Here is a 16137-nt window from a genome sequence, read left to right as displayed (position 1 = left end):
ATAATACTAAAAAACAGAGGCATACAACAAGTAATTTTTATCTGCCTCTGTCATATTAACTTTTTGCCTAATTTACAACTTCAGTATAGCATAACTTTTAATGCTTTTCTATATCAATATTTGCTCTAGAAAACTTTGACCAGGTGTATTGTAATCAACATTCAAATATTCCGCTACAGTAGCTGCAATATCGGCAAAAGTATCCCTGGTTCCCAAATTTGCTCCTGCTTTTATTCCTTTACCATATACTAGCATAGGCGTATATTCTCTTGAATGATCAGTACTAGGAGTTGAAGGATCACATCCATGATCAGCAGTTATAATTAGCATATCATGCTCTTCTAGTTTGCCTATAAAATCTCCCAGCCATTTATCAAATTCCATAAGCGCATTTGCATATCCCACTACATCGTTTCTATGGCCATACAACATATCAAAATCTACAAGGTTGGCAAAAATAAGACCTTTTTTATATTCTTTTGTTGCCAGCTCTATCTTTGACATACCATCTATATTATCATGGGTATGAATACTATAGGTTATGCCTTTGCCTGCAAAGATGTCATTTATTTTGCCTATTCCTATCACATCATATCCAGATGATCTAATAGCATCGAGCACTGTAGAAGCTGGTGGAGCAAGTGAAAAATCTCTCCTTCTGTCTGTCCTTTTAAAACTTCCCTTCTCACCAATAAAAGGTCTGGCTATTACCCTAGCAACAGCATGCCTACCTTTTAAGATTTCCCGGGCAATCTTGCAGTATTCATATAATTCATCTATAGAAATGATTTCTTCATGGGCAGCAATTTGGAATACACTATCTGCCGATGTATATACTATGGGCTGTCCTGTCAACATATGTTCTTCACCTAATTTCTCTATAACCTCAGTACCGGATGCAGGTTTATTAAATAGCACCTTCCGCCCTATAGCTTTTTGAAATTGATCTATTATTGTTTTTGGAAATCCTTCAGGATATGTTGGAAAGGGGGTTGGTGTTACAATACCACTAATCTCCCAATGTCCAGTTGTAGTATCCTTACCCTTTGATTGTTCAGTCATACGAGCAAAACTGGCTATGGGTGCATCGGTTTTAGGTAGACAATCTATACCGTCAATACAACCCATTCCAAATCTTTTTAACGTCTCTATCTTAAAATTAGGGGCTGTGGTCAATGCACAAATGGTGTTGCTCCCTTCATCCCCGTATAGATGAGCATCGGGCATATAACCTATCCCTAAACTATCCAAAACTATAAGTACAACTCTTCTATCTTTCATACCCTATCCCTTCTCTTTTATAGATTTTTATCATGTTTAATAAGATTCCTCATTGCTCCTAGAGCCACCTTTATCGCACCTTCAGTATCATATACCTTTGGGTCATCCATCCCCAGTCTTCGCCTTTCTTGATTGGCCATAGCTAAAATCACTGCACCTATACGTACTTTTAAAACAGTTGCTACTATAAAAAGAGTAGCACACTCCATTTCGGAAGCTAATGCACCTCCCACCATCCAGGCATTCCACTTATTTATAAGTTCATAAGCAACAGGCTGTTTTTCCGGCTCATGTTGACCATAAAATGAATCTTTTGACTGAACTACACCTACATGGTATGTATATCCCATGTCCGATGCACTGTTTACTAGAGCAGTCAAAACTTCATAATTTGATACTGCCGGAAATTCTAAAGGCATATATTCTCTTCCCGTACCGTCATATCTTATAGCGCCATTTGGTATTACCAAATCTCCTCCCTTTACTCTTATATCCATGCCACCTGATGTACCAACTCTAATAAAAGTATCGGCGCCAGCCCTTACCAGCTCCTCCAAAGCTATAGCAGCAGACGGCCCCCCAATACCTGTAGATGTTACGCTAACCTTCTGTCTATCCAAATAGCCTGTATAAGTAACAAACTCCCTGTTATGGGCTATTTCCTTAGGCCTATCAAAATATTTAGCTATTTTTTCACACCTCCCCGGGTCTCCAGGCAATATTACATAGCGCCCTATATCTCCTTTTTTACACTGAATATGGTACTGAAGTTCATTATCACTGTATACCATATGTATCTCTCCCTTATTTATTCTTATATTATTATACCATGGAAAAATGTATTTAAATCATAAATTACATCTATCTATATAGGATCATTTCCTTTTCTAACACAAAAAAACATCCCATATAGTAGACAATCAAAACTGTATACTATATAGGACGCGATTAAAATTTATCAATAATGTTATTAAAACGTACCTTCTACACTGCTTACCTGTTCTTTAATTATCTTCTTGAAATTAGAGTTTTTTATCTTTTCCTCTAGCTTTTCATAGAATAAATCTTCATCTACCGGTATATTCACCCAGTTGTCCGTCCATGATGATAGGTGCATGGCATTTGAAATCTGAAGGCCATTTATTCCTTCAATACCAGGTGCCAACAGATTGCTATCTTTTAATATGCCATCTACAAAATTTTGCATTATTCCTCTATGTCCCGTCTCATTTCCCTTTATAGGCACTTCACATTTCCAGCATTCTGGCTCACCAAAAGTTCCTTTAAATGTGCTATTAAACTCTCTCTCTGGTGTACGAAGTCTCCAAAATATAAGCTTTCCATCCTCAATCACGAGTTTACCCCTATCTCCAGATACTTCAAATCGATTGGTACCAGGAGCTTCACCAGTGCATGTTACAAATAACCCTGTAGCACCATTGGGATATTCTACATAAGCAGTAACATCATCTTCAACTTCTATATTATGATACTTACCAAATGCACAAAATGCCCTCACTCTCTTTGGCATACCACACATCCATTGCCATAAATCCAATTGATGGGGATCCTGGTTTAGGAGTACTCCTCCACCTTCTCCCGCCCAGGTAGCCCTCCAACCACCTGAATCATAATAACTCTGGGGCCTATACCAGTTGGTTATGATCCATATGGTTCTCTTAATATCACCCAATTCCCCCGATGTTATCAGATCCCTTACCTTTTGATATAGTGGGTTGGTACGCTGATTATACATTATGCCGAATACTTTTCCGCTTTTTTCTGCAGCTTCATTCATCTCCCTTACTTGCCTTGTATAAACACCAGCAGGCTTTTCAGTAAGCACATGTAACCCATGCTCAAAAGCCTTTATGGCAATAGGTGAATGATCATAATGCGGAGTAGCAATAACTACTGCATCTACACAGTTTGATTCAAAAAGGTCATCTGCATTGTCAAATAGCCTTATATCTCCCTTTAAATTTTCCTTTGCCCATTTAATGCGTTCAGGATTTATATCACACACAGCAGTAAGAATTGCACCCTTTATTTCTCCATTTGCCAAGTATAAGGCATGATAACTTCCCATATTACCTATACCTATGACCCCAATTCGTACTGTATCCATATTATATCACCCTCAATCTACAATTTCTGATAATATATTTTTAAGTGCGTTAAACGCTGTAATAAATTTTTCTTCGCCACTAGATGGCAAATTTTCTATTCGATTATTATCCTTCTCCAGAGCTACTAAACCTGCGAATTTTCCAAGATGTGGCTCCAATGACAAATACATAGGATTATCATTCTCTTTATATAATTCCCCTATTATCTTATCTATATTTCCATCCCCATATCCTGCAGGCACTACGCTTCCATCTCTAGATAAAGCATCTTTTATATGCATATATTCTATATACGGTCTTAGCATATTAAAGGCATGTGGATAGACTTCTACACCACACTGCACAAAATTAGCAGGATCAAATGTAGCCCTTACATAAGGACAATCAAGGGTTTTTAACAGATCAAGACACCGTTCTGGAGTATCTCCATATATGTCTTTTTCATTTTCATGTAATAATACAAGCCCTGAGTCTTTTGCGGCGTCTACAAACATTTCCCACCTGTTTATAACCTCGTCCCTGTATATATATGGATCCTGCCCTTTTGGTATAAAAAAGCTAAACATACGAATGTATTTTGCATCCAGAGTATGGGCAATATCAATAGTATATTTGAAAAGATCCAAATGTTCTTCAAAGGGATCAGTTATGTCAATCTTACCTATGGGAGAGCCTATAGCGGATATTCTAAAATTTCTATCATCCAACCTCTTTTTGATTTCATTTACTTTTTCCTTATCGTGCTCTACCAATCCTTTTCCATCGACACCTCGCATCTCAATATGCTTAATATTACATTTATCCATCACATCCATCTGGATGTTTAAATCCATATCTATCTCATCTGCAAAACCACTTAAAATAAACTTATCCATATGGTAACCTCCTATTTTACCTCAGATGACAACCCCATCTTTTTTAAATTTTTTAGGCTAATGGATAAACTCTCAAACGGATCTCTCTTACATATATCCTGCTCTACAGGTGCCCACTTCACTCCTATATCCTTGCAGGCATCTATTATATCCTTCCAGTTTAGATTTCCTTCTCCTACCTCTGACATTATGGGTTTCATATCCAAGCCTACTGCCATGTCCTTAAAATGTATAACTTCCATACGACCTTTTAACTTTTTTATCCAGTCTACTGGATTTGCGCCTCCCGCCTGAACCCAAAATGTATCCATTTCAAACTGAAAGGCATCTGGATCACTTTCATTAAATAATATATCCATCCCCGTTGTATTACCAAATCGTGTGAATTCAAAATTATGATTATGATATACAAACTTAAGGCCCTGATCATTGAGTCTTCTAGCTATCTCAGATGCTTTGTGGGCAAAATTTTTAAATCCTTCTTCATTAGTGCGATATTCTCCAGGCATACTACCTAAACCTACGTACTCACAATCCCATAATTTATGCTGCTTTACCACATCATCAAAGTCATCTTCCAATTTATCAAAGGATATGTGGGTAGCACAAATCTTTAGCCCCGCTTCATCTGCCATATGTTTTAAGCGTTCATGTTCTATAGGACCTATACCTGATACCTGTACAGCATTATAGCCTATTTCTTTCAACTTTTTAAAAGTCTTTTCTATATCCTTAGGAATCTTGGTAAAATCCCTAACAGTATAAAGCTGGGCAGCAATAATTGGATAACTCATAACATATCACCTCATATATTTATTTTAATTCACTTTATGGCAAGACTGCCTTGTTATTAGCTCGGGCATTACTTCTACAGTTCTAATTGAGGCATCATCTTCTATTTGCTCCATTAAAAGTTGCTCTGCTAAATCGCCTATAATACCCAACGGTTGTCTGACAACCGTAAGGGACGGCTCTATTATTTGTGCCAATACGCTATCATCAAATCCTATTACAGATAACTCATTTGGTACATTTACGCCCATATCTCCAGCAGCTTTCAGCGCACCCATTGCCATAAGATTATTAACGGTAATTATGGCTGTAGGAGGATCTTTTAAAGATAATAAAGTTTTCGTACATTCATATCCCCCTTGCAAGGTTAAATCCCCTGAAACAATAAGCTCATCATCTACTCCTATATAACTGTCTTTTAATGCGGCCATATAGCCTTTTCGTCTGCTCCGTCTGGTACCTGCCATTAACCCATCTACAAACCCAATTCTTAGATGCCCTAAATCTATAAGGTAGCTGGTAGCCTTAATAGATCCTTCATATGTGTTTATATGGATTTGACTGACACCTTCAAAATGACTACCAAAAGCTACAACTGGTACATTGTTTTTTATTAACTCTTCTATATTTCTTTTATTCTGCCTATTATCTTCTGGTCTTACTCTAGTAGGACTAAATATTACCCCGTCTACCTTTCTCTCGATGATGCTCTCAACATATTTAGTCTCTTTATCTATATTACGTTTTGTATTACAAAGATAAGTAATATACCCCCTATCATGGAGCTTATCCTCTATAGCCTCTGCCAATTGGGTATAAAAGTCATTTGCAATGCTGGGAATAAGAAAGGCTATAGTATATGTCCTTCCCCCCACCAAACTTTTTGCAATTGTATTTGGATGATAATTTAGTTCCTCTGCTACACTTAATACCTTTATTCTAGTCTCTTCTTTTATAGGGTGATCCACTCCGTTTAATACACGGGATACCGTAGCTACAGATACACCTGCTTTTTTTGCTATATCATAAATCGTAGCCATTTGCTTTACCTCCAACTAGGTAATCGGTTACCTTTTTAATTATAAAAAAGCACACCATCGTTTATAATATAATTATGGCATGCTTTTTATAAAACATCAATTCCTTTATTTTTATATTTCAACTTCTAATCCGTCATATGCCGTTATAAAGCCATGGGATTTTGCTATTTTCTCAATTTCATGGTGCATAAGCTTCATATTATGCGAAAAATGAGTGATGATGAACTTAGTATTATTATGTGCTGAGCCGATCTCTAAAAACCTATTTTTTACATCTATATCTGTTGAAAGCCCCATATGCCCCGAACGACAATCTTTAGGGCCAAAGGTACAATCCAATATAACACCATCGAATATATATTTTTCTAATTCATCCCATGTTTTTTTTGGATAATACCCTGAATCATGACCATATAAAAGAGTTTTCCTATTTATCTCTATAATGTATATAAAGCAGTCCTCCCTCTTATCATGGTCTGCTGGAAGTGCTACTAATTTTACATCTCCCGCCTCTACTTCATCAAATGGCTGTAAAAGATGATAATTTACTACGTCTGTAAAATCCATTCCACTAAGGGCATAATCAAATAGCTTCTTTACCTTGCTATTTCCATATAGATTAAGAGGTATTCTATCTTTTATATGAGCAAACCCATCTAGTCGCATCTCAAAATCAAGGGGATGAAAATGATCAGAATGGGAATGGGTGATAAAACAACTCTCAACCTGCGATAAATCAAGATTATATATTAATTTATGCATATATGTATCAGGTGAAAAATCCACTAGATATCTATTATCTATAAGACAGGACGCACGAGTTCTTATATTCTTACCACCTAATTCTTGTGCACGCTTACATGCATCGCATTGACAAAATAAGGCCGGCCAACCTTCTGCCGCTGCAGTACCTAAAAATTTAATATTCATTTTTAGAAATTGCCTCCCCTATCAATCATAATTTCTCGAATTCTAGTCCCATCTATTTGCTGCAATAATATATCCTCTTTTACTGCAATAGCTGCTGCAATACCTGCTGCTTCGCCAATTGCCCTAACAGTTGGTTGAATGCGGAGTGATGATTGGGCTAAAAATGAGGCGGAGATACATCTACCGGCAACAAGCATATTTTCTATATCAACGGGCAATAAACATCTATACGGTATTTCATAATACGGTCTATCATCTTCTACTGCTTTTAAATCTTCATATTTTAGAGTCTTGCCATGGATATCTACCGGATAATTAGATTTAGCTATATAGTCGTTAAACTTTCTTTTTAGTAATACATCTTCATCACTAAGCTTATATTCACCAATTATCCTCCTTGACTCTCTAATCCCTACCATGGGAGCTATTTCTGAAACATATGCATTTTCAAACCCGTTAAAATATTTTTTATAAAATTTCAAATGTCGCATTATAGCTTCTTTGCCCTTAATCTGTGCTTTGGTAAGATGATATGCATTGGTACCATCCACATCTTCAAAAAATTCAGGACAATTAAAAGCTAAAGTATCATACCTACCGGGAACTCCAAAAATTTCCCAATATATTGCATCTTCTTCCGTTAAATCTCCTTTTTTAATAGCTTCTTTGAATACAGGATCTAATACACCGTCCCCCTTGGATGTAACTGCTGAATAGAATATGGATTCTTTATAACGAAAGTTTTTATCATAGTTTCTTATAAAATCACTAAATTTCTCTAAATCTATTCCACCTACTAAATATCTTAAGGATAATGGCTGATTTTTCCCATCTTCATCGCCCTTATCACATGGAACCCCTGCCTTCCAGGCTAAATCTGCATCTCCTGTACAGTCAATAATAACTTTTCCAAGCAAGGCATTACGGCCATTTTTGTTTTCTATTATTAAGCCTTGTACTTTATTATCTTTGATAATAACATCTGATACAAATGTATAGTATAAAAGATTAACTCCCGATTCTACAGCCATCTTTTCCAACAGATACTTTAACATTAACGGATCAAAATATCCTCCATTACCATTGTTCCCCTTATACCCATATCCACTTTCTATCAGTCTGTCATTTATCTCCTGGCTTATAGATGAACACATGGGGTTGTTTTCTATATAAGTATGCATCATAGGGGTAACTAGAGACTGTGTAGCAGTTCCCCCTAACCCTCCAAACTGTTCAATTAATACTACATTTGCTCCTTCACGAGCTGCCGAAATGGCTGCAACAGCACCTGCCGTGCCCCCGCCTGCCACTAAGACATCGGTTTCAACTATTATAGGTATTACCCGTTCATGCTCACAAATAGACCTCATAATTAAAAATCCTCCATATTATTACATATCAATCTTCGAATGGTAAATCTATCCTTTTATGTTCTCTGGCTGATTTATATATACCAAGTACAAGTTCTAGCGCTTTACGGCCTTCACGTCCATCTATAGCCACGGGTTTATCTTCCATAACAGACTTATAAAAATCCTTTATTTGAGTGATATGACTGCTGCCCCAATAACTAGGTCCTACATACAATCCATCATATCCCTCATGAATTTCATAACGTTCCTGACCTTCTAATTCTACCCATGCCAGATCCTGCACAAGACCTACCTTTCCCTTTTCACCTACAATTTCAATCTCTATAGGTGCATTTATAGGATAAGCATTACATGCATATAACTGATATAAGCATCCATTTTCAAACTTTACAAGTGCCTCAGCAACATCTTCAACACGAACAACCTGATGCATACGATTAGCCATTGACCCTTCAATCCACTGAATATTAGAGCCAACTAGCCATTGTACTCTATCAAGACTGTGGATGGCCTGATCTATCAGTACACCGCCGCCTTCCTTATCCCATGTACCTTTCCAGTTAGATTCTGCATAATAACTGTCAGGGCGTGACCATGAAAGATATGATCTAGCACCTAAGATTTTACCTAGTTTACCTTCTTCAATAAACTTTTTCAGCTCCATACAACCTTTTACATATCGTGTTTGAAAAATAACTCCTAGTTTTACTCCATTTTTATCAGATGTCTTTATCATGTCATCGGCGTCTTTTAGTGTGATAGCCATTGGTTTCTCCGTAAGTACATGGTGCTTGTGATTCATAAAATCAATTGCCATTATTGGATGCAAATAATGTGGAGTAGCCAAATGTACTATATCTACCTCACTATCAAGTATCTCCTTATAATCCGTGATGGCTCTACAGCCATTAAAATGACTAGCAAACTCCTCAGCTCGTTCTTTATCAATATCCACTGAATATTTTACTTCTACTTTATCTTTTAAAGTTTTAAATACTTCTCTGTATACCTCTGAAATCCTCCCACACCCAACCATTGCTACTTTTACTTTTTCCATTTTTTTCACCCCGTTATATTTTTTATATTAAAAACCTTCTTTTTCTTTATATTATAGCATATATATTAGGTATATTTATTGTGTGGTATTATAATTGCATTGTCCTTCTAGCAAAGGGAATAGTCCGCCTTGCAAGTTCCGATATGGCTATCTTTCCAAAACCTTGTACACCTGATATTATAGTATCTTTTAAAGGTTCTATCCATTTATAAGGTAAATTGCCTGCCCCTTGTAACATACCTATAATAGAACCTACTGTAGCCGCATTACAATCCGTATCAAAAGCTGCTAATATAGCTATGCCTACAGATCGTTCAAAATCCCCATGACCATAGATAAGCGAAATTGCTACAATCATTGCATTAGGTATAGTATGACACCAGTTATGTCCTATAGTTTCATCGTATTCTTCATGCAATCTATCTATAGCCTCTTCCCATTTCAAACCTTCCTTTTGCCATCCAAAAACTTTATTTATTCCTTTGGCCAACCTGCTATCTTTAGGTATCTCCGATAACCCTACCCTTATAACCTCTTCTATATCATCTGTTATAGCTGCAGCAGATAACATAGCTGCTACCCACATGGCACCGTATATACCATTTTTAGTATGGGATATTCTTGCATCCCTCCATGCCATCTCTGCACCCAATTCAGGATATCCAGGAGTTATATATCCATAAAAATCTGCCCTTATCTGTGCTCCAATCCACTCCCTATATGGATTCCTAAATATGGCAGATTGAGGTGCATCCATCATATTAGATATGTTTTGGTAAGCTACCCTTTCGGCGCTGCAGGTATGTAAAATAGGTAGGTTAAACATCCATGATTCTGCAACATTCTCTGATGTAAAATTAAGTCCATACTGGTTAATTATAGACAAGGCTAATATGGTATAATTTGTATCATCATCTTCCACCATATGCTCTATATTATTGATCCAATTTATTTTATTTGAGCTATACACAATTCCATCGTCTTTTATATTATATTTTTTCCTAATATCATCTGGCACTTTAGATGAAAAATAATAATTTATTGGATAATTATTAGTATCTTTAGCAAATCCCCATATCCTATCTCTATACCAACCCTCCACAGGCTGCCCTAGAAGACATCCACTACATCTTCCTAACCACGCTCCAAATATCTTATCATATAGTATATCATCATCCATGTTTACAAGCATTCTTCTAGGACCTGAACTTCTCCTCTTCCTTATATCTTCAATATCTGAAGGTTCATCAATCTGGGCATTTACTGCATTAATAGAGATCAGTTCATCTATTAGCTGTGCTGACTTTTCTTCTTTTTTATTGTCATCTAAAGTTTTTATCTCCTTAACTGCATTCATATATTTTTCTATATTCTTTCCTTCATCTGCACTTTGAAGAATCTCCACAGATAATCTCTCAGCAAAAGTTAAATATGTAATATGCATATATATCTCCCTTTTCTATAATATATTTAACATAAGTTGTTTTTCAGCTATTCCAATCCTTTGGGCATAAGGTCCAAGATTTTTAACCAACCCTATGGAATCCAATTCATGGGCATCACTACCAAAATAAAACATACATCCACATTCCCTTGCAATACTCAAAATCCGTAAAAAAGTTTCATCATGAAATCCATCATATTTCTTGCCACGGCTTCCGGGAAACATTACATTAGACACCTCAATCCCCACCTTTTTATCTGCTGCCATATTAAAGCAATCGTAAAAAGCATTATCCTCTACATATGATAAAATCTCATCTACATATTGAGTATAACCTACAGGATAAAAAGGATGTGGTATTGCTGTTGCTATATCTAGTTGCAAGACCTCGATAAATCTTTCAACTAGCAAATTCGCCATATCCTCAAAACTCAAATTCGTATCCGGTACAACAAATCCTTTCATATGAAAATGGGATATGGGAACTAAAACATAGTCAAATTCTTCTACTCTAGCTTTGGATATGCCAATCTTGCCTCCTCCACAATATTCCGTCTCACAACCTATTAAAACATCTATACCTTCTTTATCTCTTGGTATTTGATTCCTTATAAGGGATACATGTGTGAAGTCCTGACCTTTATACCATCCAGAGGCTCCTGGCACAGTTTCATCCCAAAAATGATCGCAAAATCCTATAGTTTTCAATCCATTTTTCCTTGCTTTTTTTATAATCTTGGAAGGAATAGCATCTGGATCGTTTGAACATGAAGACAAATTTGTATGTATATGCAAATCGTGATCTATTATCATAATTTCACCTCAAAGCATAACAAAATTTTAATTATATCAAGATGCTCCTCCTTGAATTTAATATTTGACAAGAAGGAGCATCACTAGGTTGTTTTAATAGTGGGATATATCTATCCAAGTATCATAATTTTTTAAAGCCTTGTTACCTGCCTCTATAATAGCCATTATTTCAAGGGTTTCTTCCTGGGCTACAGGAATCTCTTTAGTATTAAAAAAGTTCATTATTTCATCGATAAGCCTGGGAAATGTATCAGAACATTCCTTTATAAATATTCCCTTGCCATCTTTTAGCTGCATAGATAACTGAAATGGCATATCCTGAATCTGGAGCATAGAGGCCCTTCGTCCATCATTATATTCTATTGATAAGAACCTTCCATTTGTAGAAGACAAACTTTTAATCCTTTTTGCTCCGACTCCCATTAATGACACTATCATTTCAATTTGATGAACTGCATAATTGTCAAAATACCCCGGTCCCATAGTAGCTACATATTCTATACTATCATGATTTACATCTGAATCAGGATAGATAGAAAGCTCCTCGGCAAAACGAAGCGCTGAACTCGAAAACATAGGGGTGTTATATTGCTCAGCAGTTTTAAACATCCTAACCCCTGAAGCAAGATCTGGCGAAAAAGTCTTATCTATATAAACCGGTTTACCTGACATCAATGCTAGCTTTGAAAATCTTTCATGATTTTCGGGATTGTCTGGAGATAAAACCATTATAAAATCTGACTTTTCTACCAGTTCTTCTATGGTATCTACACGCTCTACATTATATTTTTTACACCAGCTATCAGTATCCAGTCCATTAGGATTATCAATTTCAGCCCATACATAGCTTATATCCCAATCCCATCCCTTTTTAGTTATATTTTCTCTAATCCATGCGGGATAATTATTAGCATGCCATTCATCAATATAATAATCAATGAAACCTATATGTTTCACAGTACCACCTCTCTACCCAGTTGTGCCGATTTATATATGGCATCCATGACCTGTGCAGTTATTAGTATATTATCTACATTTGCCCTGTTTTTTCGGTTCTCTATAGATGATTTAAGAAAACTATCCAGTTCATCATAAAATTTATCATTATGGGCTACTGAAGAATCCTCTTGATATAGTTTTCCGTCCTTTGTAGTATAAAAAGTAAAATCTCCACCGTATTGCAACTTTATACCGCCCTTATCACCCATAAATTCTATAAACATTGCCGGGTCATTTATATTTTGTGCCCATGCACCATTTAAGCTTATGGTAGGACCTGAAGTACGTATAAGTCCAGTTACAAATTCTTCTACGTCATAAACCCCATTATAGTTTGGTGGACCTGCCCACATACTTTCATAGACGTATTCCCGCATATTCTTTGCAAGTTCGCTATATGCATTGCTAGATACAGTCAATATTTTTTCAGGGCTGATACAATAGAATATAAGATCAAGAAAATGGACACCCCAATCTATAAGTACTCCACCACCTGACATGGATTTAGTAGTAAACCATTCACCAAGGCCCGGTATAGATCTATGAGAACGAAAAGAACAGTATATATGATATAAATTTCCTAACTCTCCTGCATCTATCATATCTTTTATCTTATTCACTACACTATCAAAGCGATTTACAACACCAATATTAAGCACCTTATTATTGCGATCGGCTGCCTTTTTCATTTTTTCAACCAACTCAGCATTTATTGCAGCAGGTTTTTCACATAGAACATTTTTCCCAGCATTCAAGCAATCTATAGCTATAGGTGCATGTGTATAATTTGGAGTACATATAGATATTGCCTCTACCTCATCATCATCAAGTAAATCTCTATAATCTGTAAGAACATTTGGTACATTATACTGCTCCGCCATTTCTTTTGCAGCCTCAGGCTTTATATCTACAACATATTTTATCTTTGCCCTCGGATTTTTAGCATATGATGGCAGATGTGCATTACGCGCTATACTTCCACAACCTATTACTGCTACAGTAACTTGTTCCATATTTACACTACCTCCCCTAAATTCTTTAAATTGATTTAGAATGCATATAATTATGTGCCATAAACTATTATGTGCCATAAACTATATAATTTAACATATAAAAATAAATACTATTTTAAGTATATCATCTGTATTTACTATGTCTTTGTCTTTTTGTGCTTGCTTTTTGATCATTTTTTCATATTACTATCTTACCCATTACAACCGGCTTTTTAGCTCCCGTCACCTTTGGAATATTATTTGCATACCCATTTATAGCTTCATTTGCCAGTATGGCAAATGCCACAGCCTCCTTTGCATCACTACTAAATCCCAAATTTTCTTGAGTAATTACCTCTATATTCTTAAGATAGCCTTTAATAAATTTTAAAAGGGTTTTATTATAGCTCCCGCCTCCCCCTATTATGACCCTATCTAATCTATATTTATCCAAAATATAATATTTATAGCTATCAGCTATTGATTTAGCTGTAAGAGCAGTAACAGTTGCCACCAAATCTTCCCGTTCTATATTAAGCTCCCTAGCCCTATTCATAAGCCTATCTACATATGCACTACCAAAGTACTCTCGACCCGTTGTTTTAGGTAATGGTAATCTAAAAAACTTATCATCCATAAGATAATCAAGCAACATACCATTTATTGTACCTTTCCCAGCCATTTGCCCATCCTTATCATAATTCTGATTTCCATTTGTTATCCTTTTTACAACCTCATCTATTACCATATTGCCCGGCCCATTATCAAATGCAAAAACCTCATCCATACTACAATTAACAGGAATCACCGTAACGTTCGATATACCTCCTATGTTTTGTAGGGCTATATTTTTATTCTTATCCCTATATATCATATATTCAGTATAGGGAACAAGGGGGGCGCCCTGACCCCCTGCTGCCATATCACGTACCCTAAAATCATCAACAGTTATAATACCGGTTCGTTCAGCTATAACCGCTGACTCACCTATTTGCAAGGTAGATCGAACATTATATCCACTATCATCTATAGGATTAGGCATATGATATATTGTCTGGCCATGTGAGCCTATAATATCTATATCCTCAGGTGTATATCCGGCTTCAGCTATTATATCCAATGCTGCCCTGGCAAATATCTCTCCCAACAGAAAATTCATATGGCAAACCTTGTCTACAGTGGATGTTTCAGGTACAAACAGTTCAAATATCCTTTTCCTTACTTGCTCATCATACGGATAGTTTTTAAAGGCTATCATTTCTGTTTTTGTATCCATACCATTCCCATGAATCTTAACCAAAGCAGCATCTACACCATCTACGGATGTACCCGACATTAAACCTACTACCAGCTTTATATCTTTTTTTAATACCCGTATTAATTTATGCATATGACATAACACCTCAACAAAAATATTTATAAAATAAAACTAAGCATGAGTCGGGTTAAATCCAACATAATGCTTAGTTAAAAAACAATTAGCTATAGACGTGCAAAGACTGAAGTGCAATATATGCCGCTCCATAGGCAGCATCCTTATCTAGTTTTACTATTTGCAATTTAGGATAATTTTGTTCTACATATCTTTTAAAATTTTTAAATACAAAATCGTTTTTAAGCAATACACTGCCGCTAGTCACCAGCGTAGTGGTGATATCATTAAAGCCCAATTTTCTTACAACTGCATCCGCTAATAGAAATAGTTCATATGAACCATCACTCAATATCTCCTTTGCAGTTTGATCACCTTTTTTATAAGCCTCATCTACTACTTTGGCCAACTTTGCTATTTTAGTTTTTAAAAAGCCATCATCATATATATATTTTATCATATGATCTACATCATCTACATTTATTGCATCCATTAGCATAGGTAAAAGTAGAGTAGACTCTCTGCGTCCATCATAGCTCCTTAAGGCCTCAGTTAATGCCCTTGCGCCGATATAGTAAGCACTTCCTTCATCTCCTACAATATGGCCCCAGCCTCCTGTCCTGTAACTTTTCCCTTCCAACGTGCTGCCATAGGCTATAGATCCTGTACCTGCTATGACTATTATGCCCTCTTCCTTGCCCGCTCCCGCCACCAAGGCAATATCTGCATCATTCCTTACAATCACATTTTTCTTTATGCCTATATCCTTAATAATACCTTTTAATATTGTACTTTGGTATGCCCTACCTGCACCCGCTGTACCGATACATAGGGCATTACATTCACCTATACTAAGCCCTGCATGCTCTATAGAACCTATAATGAGATTATCAAGGGTATTTCGCACCTCCTCTACAGGCTGAGCACTCATGTTTGTAGGGCCCCCTACTCCACTTCCTAATTCCGTTCCTTGTTCATCTAATATCCTGAGGGTACTGCTAGTACCTCCTCCATCTATACCTATCACATATTTCATGTTT

General features: G+C 36.3%; 15 protein-coding genes. All 15 read right to left on the bottom strand.

Annotated elements, in window-relative coordinates; all coding sequences use genetic code 11:
• Positions 1-108: 108 nt before the first annotated feature.
• Positions 109-1281: a phosphopentomutase gene (locus EJN67_RS02385; RefSeq protein WP_129721803.1), complete on the bottom strand. Its 1173-nt coding sequence runs from the start codon at positions 1279-1281 to the stop codon at positions 109-111.
• 17 nt (positions 1282-1298) lie between these two features.
• The gene (gene udp, locus EJN67_RS02380) at positions 1299-2072 is read right to left on the bottom strand and encodes a uridine phosphorylase (protein ID WP_129721800.1); all 774 of its coding nucleotides are present in this window, start codon (positions 2070-2072) and stop codon (positions 1299-1301) included.
• 179 nt (positions 2073-2251) lie between these two features.
• Positions 2252-3409 carry a Gfo/Idh/MocA family protein gene (locus EJN67_RS02375; protein WP_129721798.1) on the bottom strand — a complete coding sequence of 386 codons (1158 nt, stop codon included), beginning with the start codon at positions 3407-3409 and terminating at the stop codon, positions 2252-2254.
• Between the two features lie 12 nt (positions 3410-3421).
• Complete coding sequence (locus tag EJN67_RS02370; RefSeq protein ID WP_129721795.1) at positions 3422-4285, bottom strand: sugar phosphate isomerase/epimerase family protein; 864 nt, start codon at positions 4283-4285, stop codon at positions 3422-3424.
• An 11-nt stretch (positions 4286-4296) separates the two neighbouring features.
• Positions 4297-5079: a sugar phosphate isomerase/epimerase family protein gene (locus EJN67_RS02365; RefSeq protein ID WP_129721792.1), complete on the bottom strand. Its 783-nt coding sequence runs from the start codon at positions 5077-5079 to the stop codon at positions 4297-4299.
• A gap of 24 nt (positions 5080-5103) precedes the next feature.
• A complete protein-coding gene (locus EJN67_RS02360; protein ID WP_129721789.1) occupies positions 5104-6117 on the bottom strand; it encodes a LacI family DNA-binding transcriptional regulator in 1014 nt (337 codons plus the stop codon).
• A 111-nt stretch (positions 6118-6228) separates the two neighbouring features.
• Positions 6229-7047, bottom strand: a complete 819-nt coding sequence (locus EJN67_RS02355; RefSeq protein WP_129721786.1) for an MBL fold metallo-hydrolase — start codon at positions 7045-7047, stop codon at positions 6229-6231.
• Positions 7048-7049: 2 nt separating this feature from the next.
• Positions 7050-8417 (bottom strand): FAD-dependent oxidoreductase, encoded by a 1368-nt coding sequence (locus EJN67_RS02350; protein ID WP_129721783.1) that lies wholly within the window; start codon positions 8415-8417, stop codon positions 7050-7052.
• A 28-nt stretch (positions 8418-8445) separates the two neighbouring features.
• Positions 8446-9477 carry a Gfo/Idh/MocA family protein gene (locus EJN67_RS02345; RefSeq protein ID WP_129721780.1) on the bottom strand — a complete coding sequence of 344 codons (1032 nt, stop codon included), beginning with the start codon at positions 9475-9477 and terminating at the stop codon, positions 8446-8448.
• Between the two features lie 88 nt (positions 9478-9565).
• On the bottom strand, positions 9566-10921 hold the full coding sequence (locus tag EJN67_RS02340) for an ADP-ribosylglycohydrolase family protein (protein WP_129721777.1): 1356 nt from the start codon (positions 10919-10921) through the stop codon (positions 9566-9568).
• A gap of 15 nt (positions 10922-10936) precedes the next feature.
• Complete coding sequence (locus tag EJN67_RS02335; RefSeq protein WP_129721774.1) at positions 10937-11734, bottom strand: PHP domain-containing protein; 798 nt, start codon at positions 11732-11734, stop codon at positions 10937-10939.
• A gap of 93 nt (positions 11735-11827) precedes the next feature.
• On the bottom strand, positions 11828-12691 hold the full coding sequence (locus EJN67_RS02330; protein ID WP_129721770.1) for a Gfo/Idh/MocA family oxidoreductase: 864 nt from the start codon (positions 12689-12691) through the stop codon (positions 11828-11830).
• Positions 12688-13746 carry a Gfo/Idh/MocA family protein gene (locus tag EJN67_RS02325; RefSeq protein ID WP_129721767.1) on the bottom strand — a complete coding sequence of 353 codons (1059 nt, stop codon included), beginning with the start codon at positions 13744-13746 and terminating at the stop codon, positions 12688-12690. Before EJN67_RS02325 ends, EJN67_RS02330 begins: the two co-directional genes overlap by 4 nt.
• A gap of 178 nt (positions 13747-13924) precedes the next feature.
• A complete protein-coding gene (locus EJN67_RS02320; protein WP_129721765.1) occupies positions 13925-15115 on the bottom strand; it encodes an anhydro-N-acetylmuramic acid kinase in 1191 nt (396 codons plus the stop codon).
• A gap of 88 nt (positions 15116-15203) precedes the next feature.
• Entirely contained in the window at positions 15204-16133 is a 930-nt protein-coding gene (locus EJN67_RS02315) for a BadF/BadG/BcrA/BcrD ATPase family protein (protein ID WP_129721762.1), read from the bottom strand.
• Between the last annotated feature and the right edge of the window lie 4 nt (positions 16134-16137).

This window comes from Xylanivirga thermophila, assembly GCF_004138105.1.
Taxonomy (GTDB): domain Bacteria; phylum Bacillota; class Clostridia; order Caldicoprobacterales; family Xylanivirgaceae; genus Xylanivirga; species Xylanivirga thermophila.
Note: the sequence above shows the minus strand (reverse complement) of the source record. Positions and strands in the feature narration are given on the sequence as shown.

Excerpts from the sequence above, each read along its gene's own strand:
- EJN67_RS02385 (WP_129721803.1), bottom strand. The coding sequence starts at position 1,281 with ATGAAAGATAGAAGAGTTGTACTTATAGTTTTGGATAGTTTAGGGATA.
- udp (WP_129721800.1), bottom strand. The coding sequence starts at position 2,072 with ATGGTATACAGTGATAATGAACTTCAGTACCATATTCAGTGTAAAAAA.
- EJN67_RS02375 (WP_129721798.1), bottom strand. The coding sequence starts at position 3,409 with ATGGATACAGTACGAATTGGGGTCATAGGTATAGGTAATATGGGAAGT.
- EJN67_RS02370 (WP_129721795.1), bottom strand. The coding sequence starts at position 4,285 with ATGGATAAGTTTATTTTAAGTGGTTTTGCAGATGAGATAGATATGGAT.
- EJN67_RS02365 (WP_129721792.1), bottom strand. The coding sequence starts at position 5,079 with ATGAGTTATCCAATTATTGCTGCCCAGCTTTATACTGTTAGGGATTTT.
- EJN67_RS02360 (WP_129721789.1), bottom strand. The coding sequence starts at position 6,117 with ATGGCTACGATTTATGATATAGCAAAAAAAGCAGGTGTATCTGTAGCT.
- EJN67_RS02355 (WP_129721786.1), bottom strand. The coding sequence starts at position 7,047 with ATGAATATTAAATTTTTAGGTACTGCAGCGGCAGAAGGTTGGCCGGCC.
- EJN67_RS02350 (WP_129721783.1), bottom strand. The coding sequence starts at position 8,417 with ATGAGGTCTATTTGTGAGCATGAACGGGTAATACCTATAATAGTTGAA.
- EJN67_RS02345 (WP_129721780.1), bottom strand. The coding sequence starts at position 9,477 with ATGGAAAAAGTAAAAGTAGCAATGGTTGGGTGTGGGAGGATTTCAGAG.
- EJN67_RS02340 (WP_129721777.1), bottom strand. The coding sequence starts at position 10,921 with ATGCATATTACATATTTAACTTTTGCTGAGAGATTATCTGTGGAGATT.
- EJN67_RS02335 (WP_129721774.1), bottom strand. The coding sequence starts at position 11,734 with ATGATAATAGATCACGATTTGCATATACATACAAATTTGTCTTCATGT.
- EJN67_RS02325 (WP_129721767.1), bottom strand. The coding sequence starts at position 13,746 with ATGGAACAAGTTACTGTAGCAGTAATAGGTTGTGGAAGTATAGCGCGT.
- EJN67_RS02320 (WP_129721765.1), bottom strand. The coding sequence starts at position 15,115 with ATGCATAAATTAATACGGGTATTAAAAAAAGATATAAAGCTGGTAGTA.
- EJN67_RS02315 (WP_129721762.1), bottom strand. The coding sequence starts at position 16,133 with ATGAAATATGTGATAGGTATAGATGGAGGAGGTACTAGCAGTACCCTC.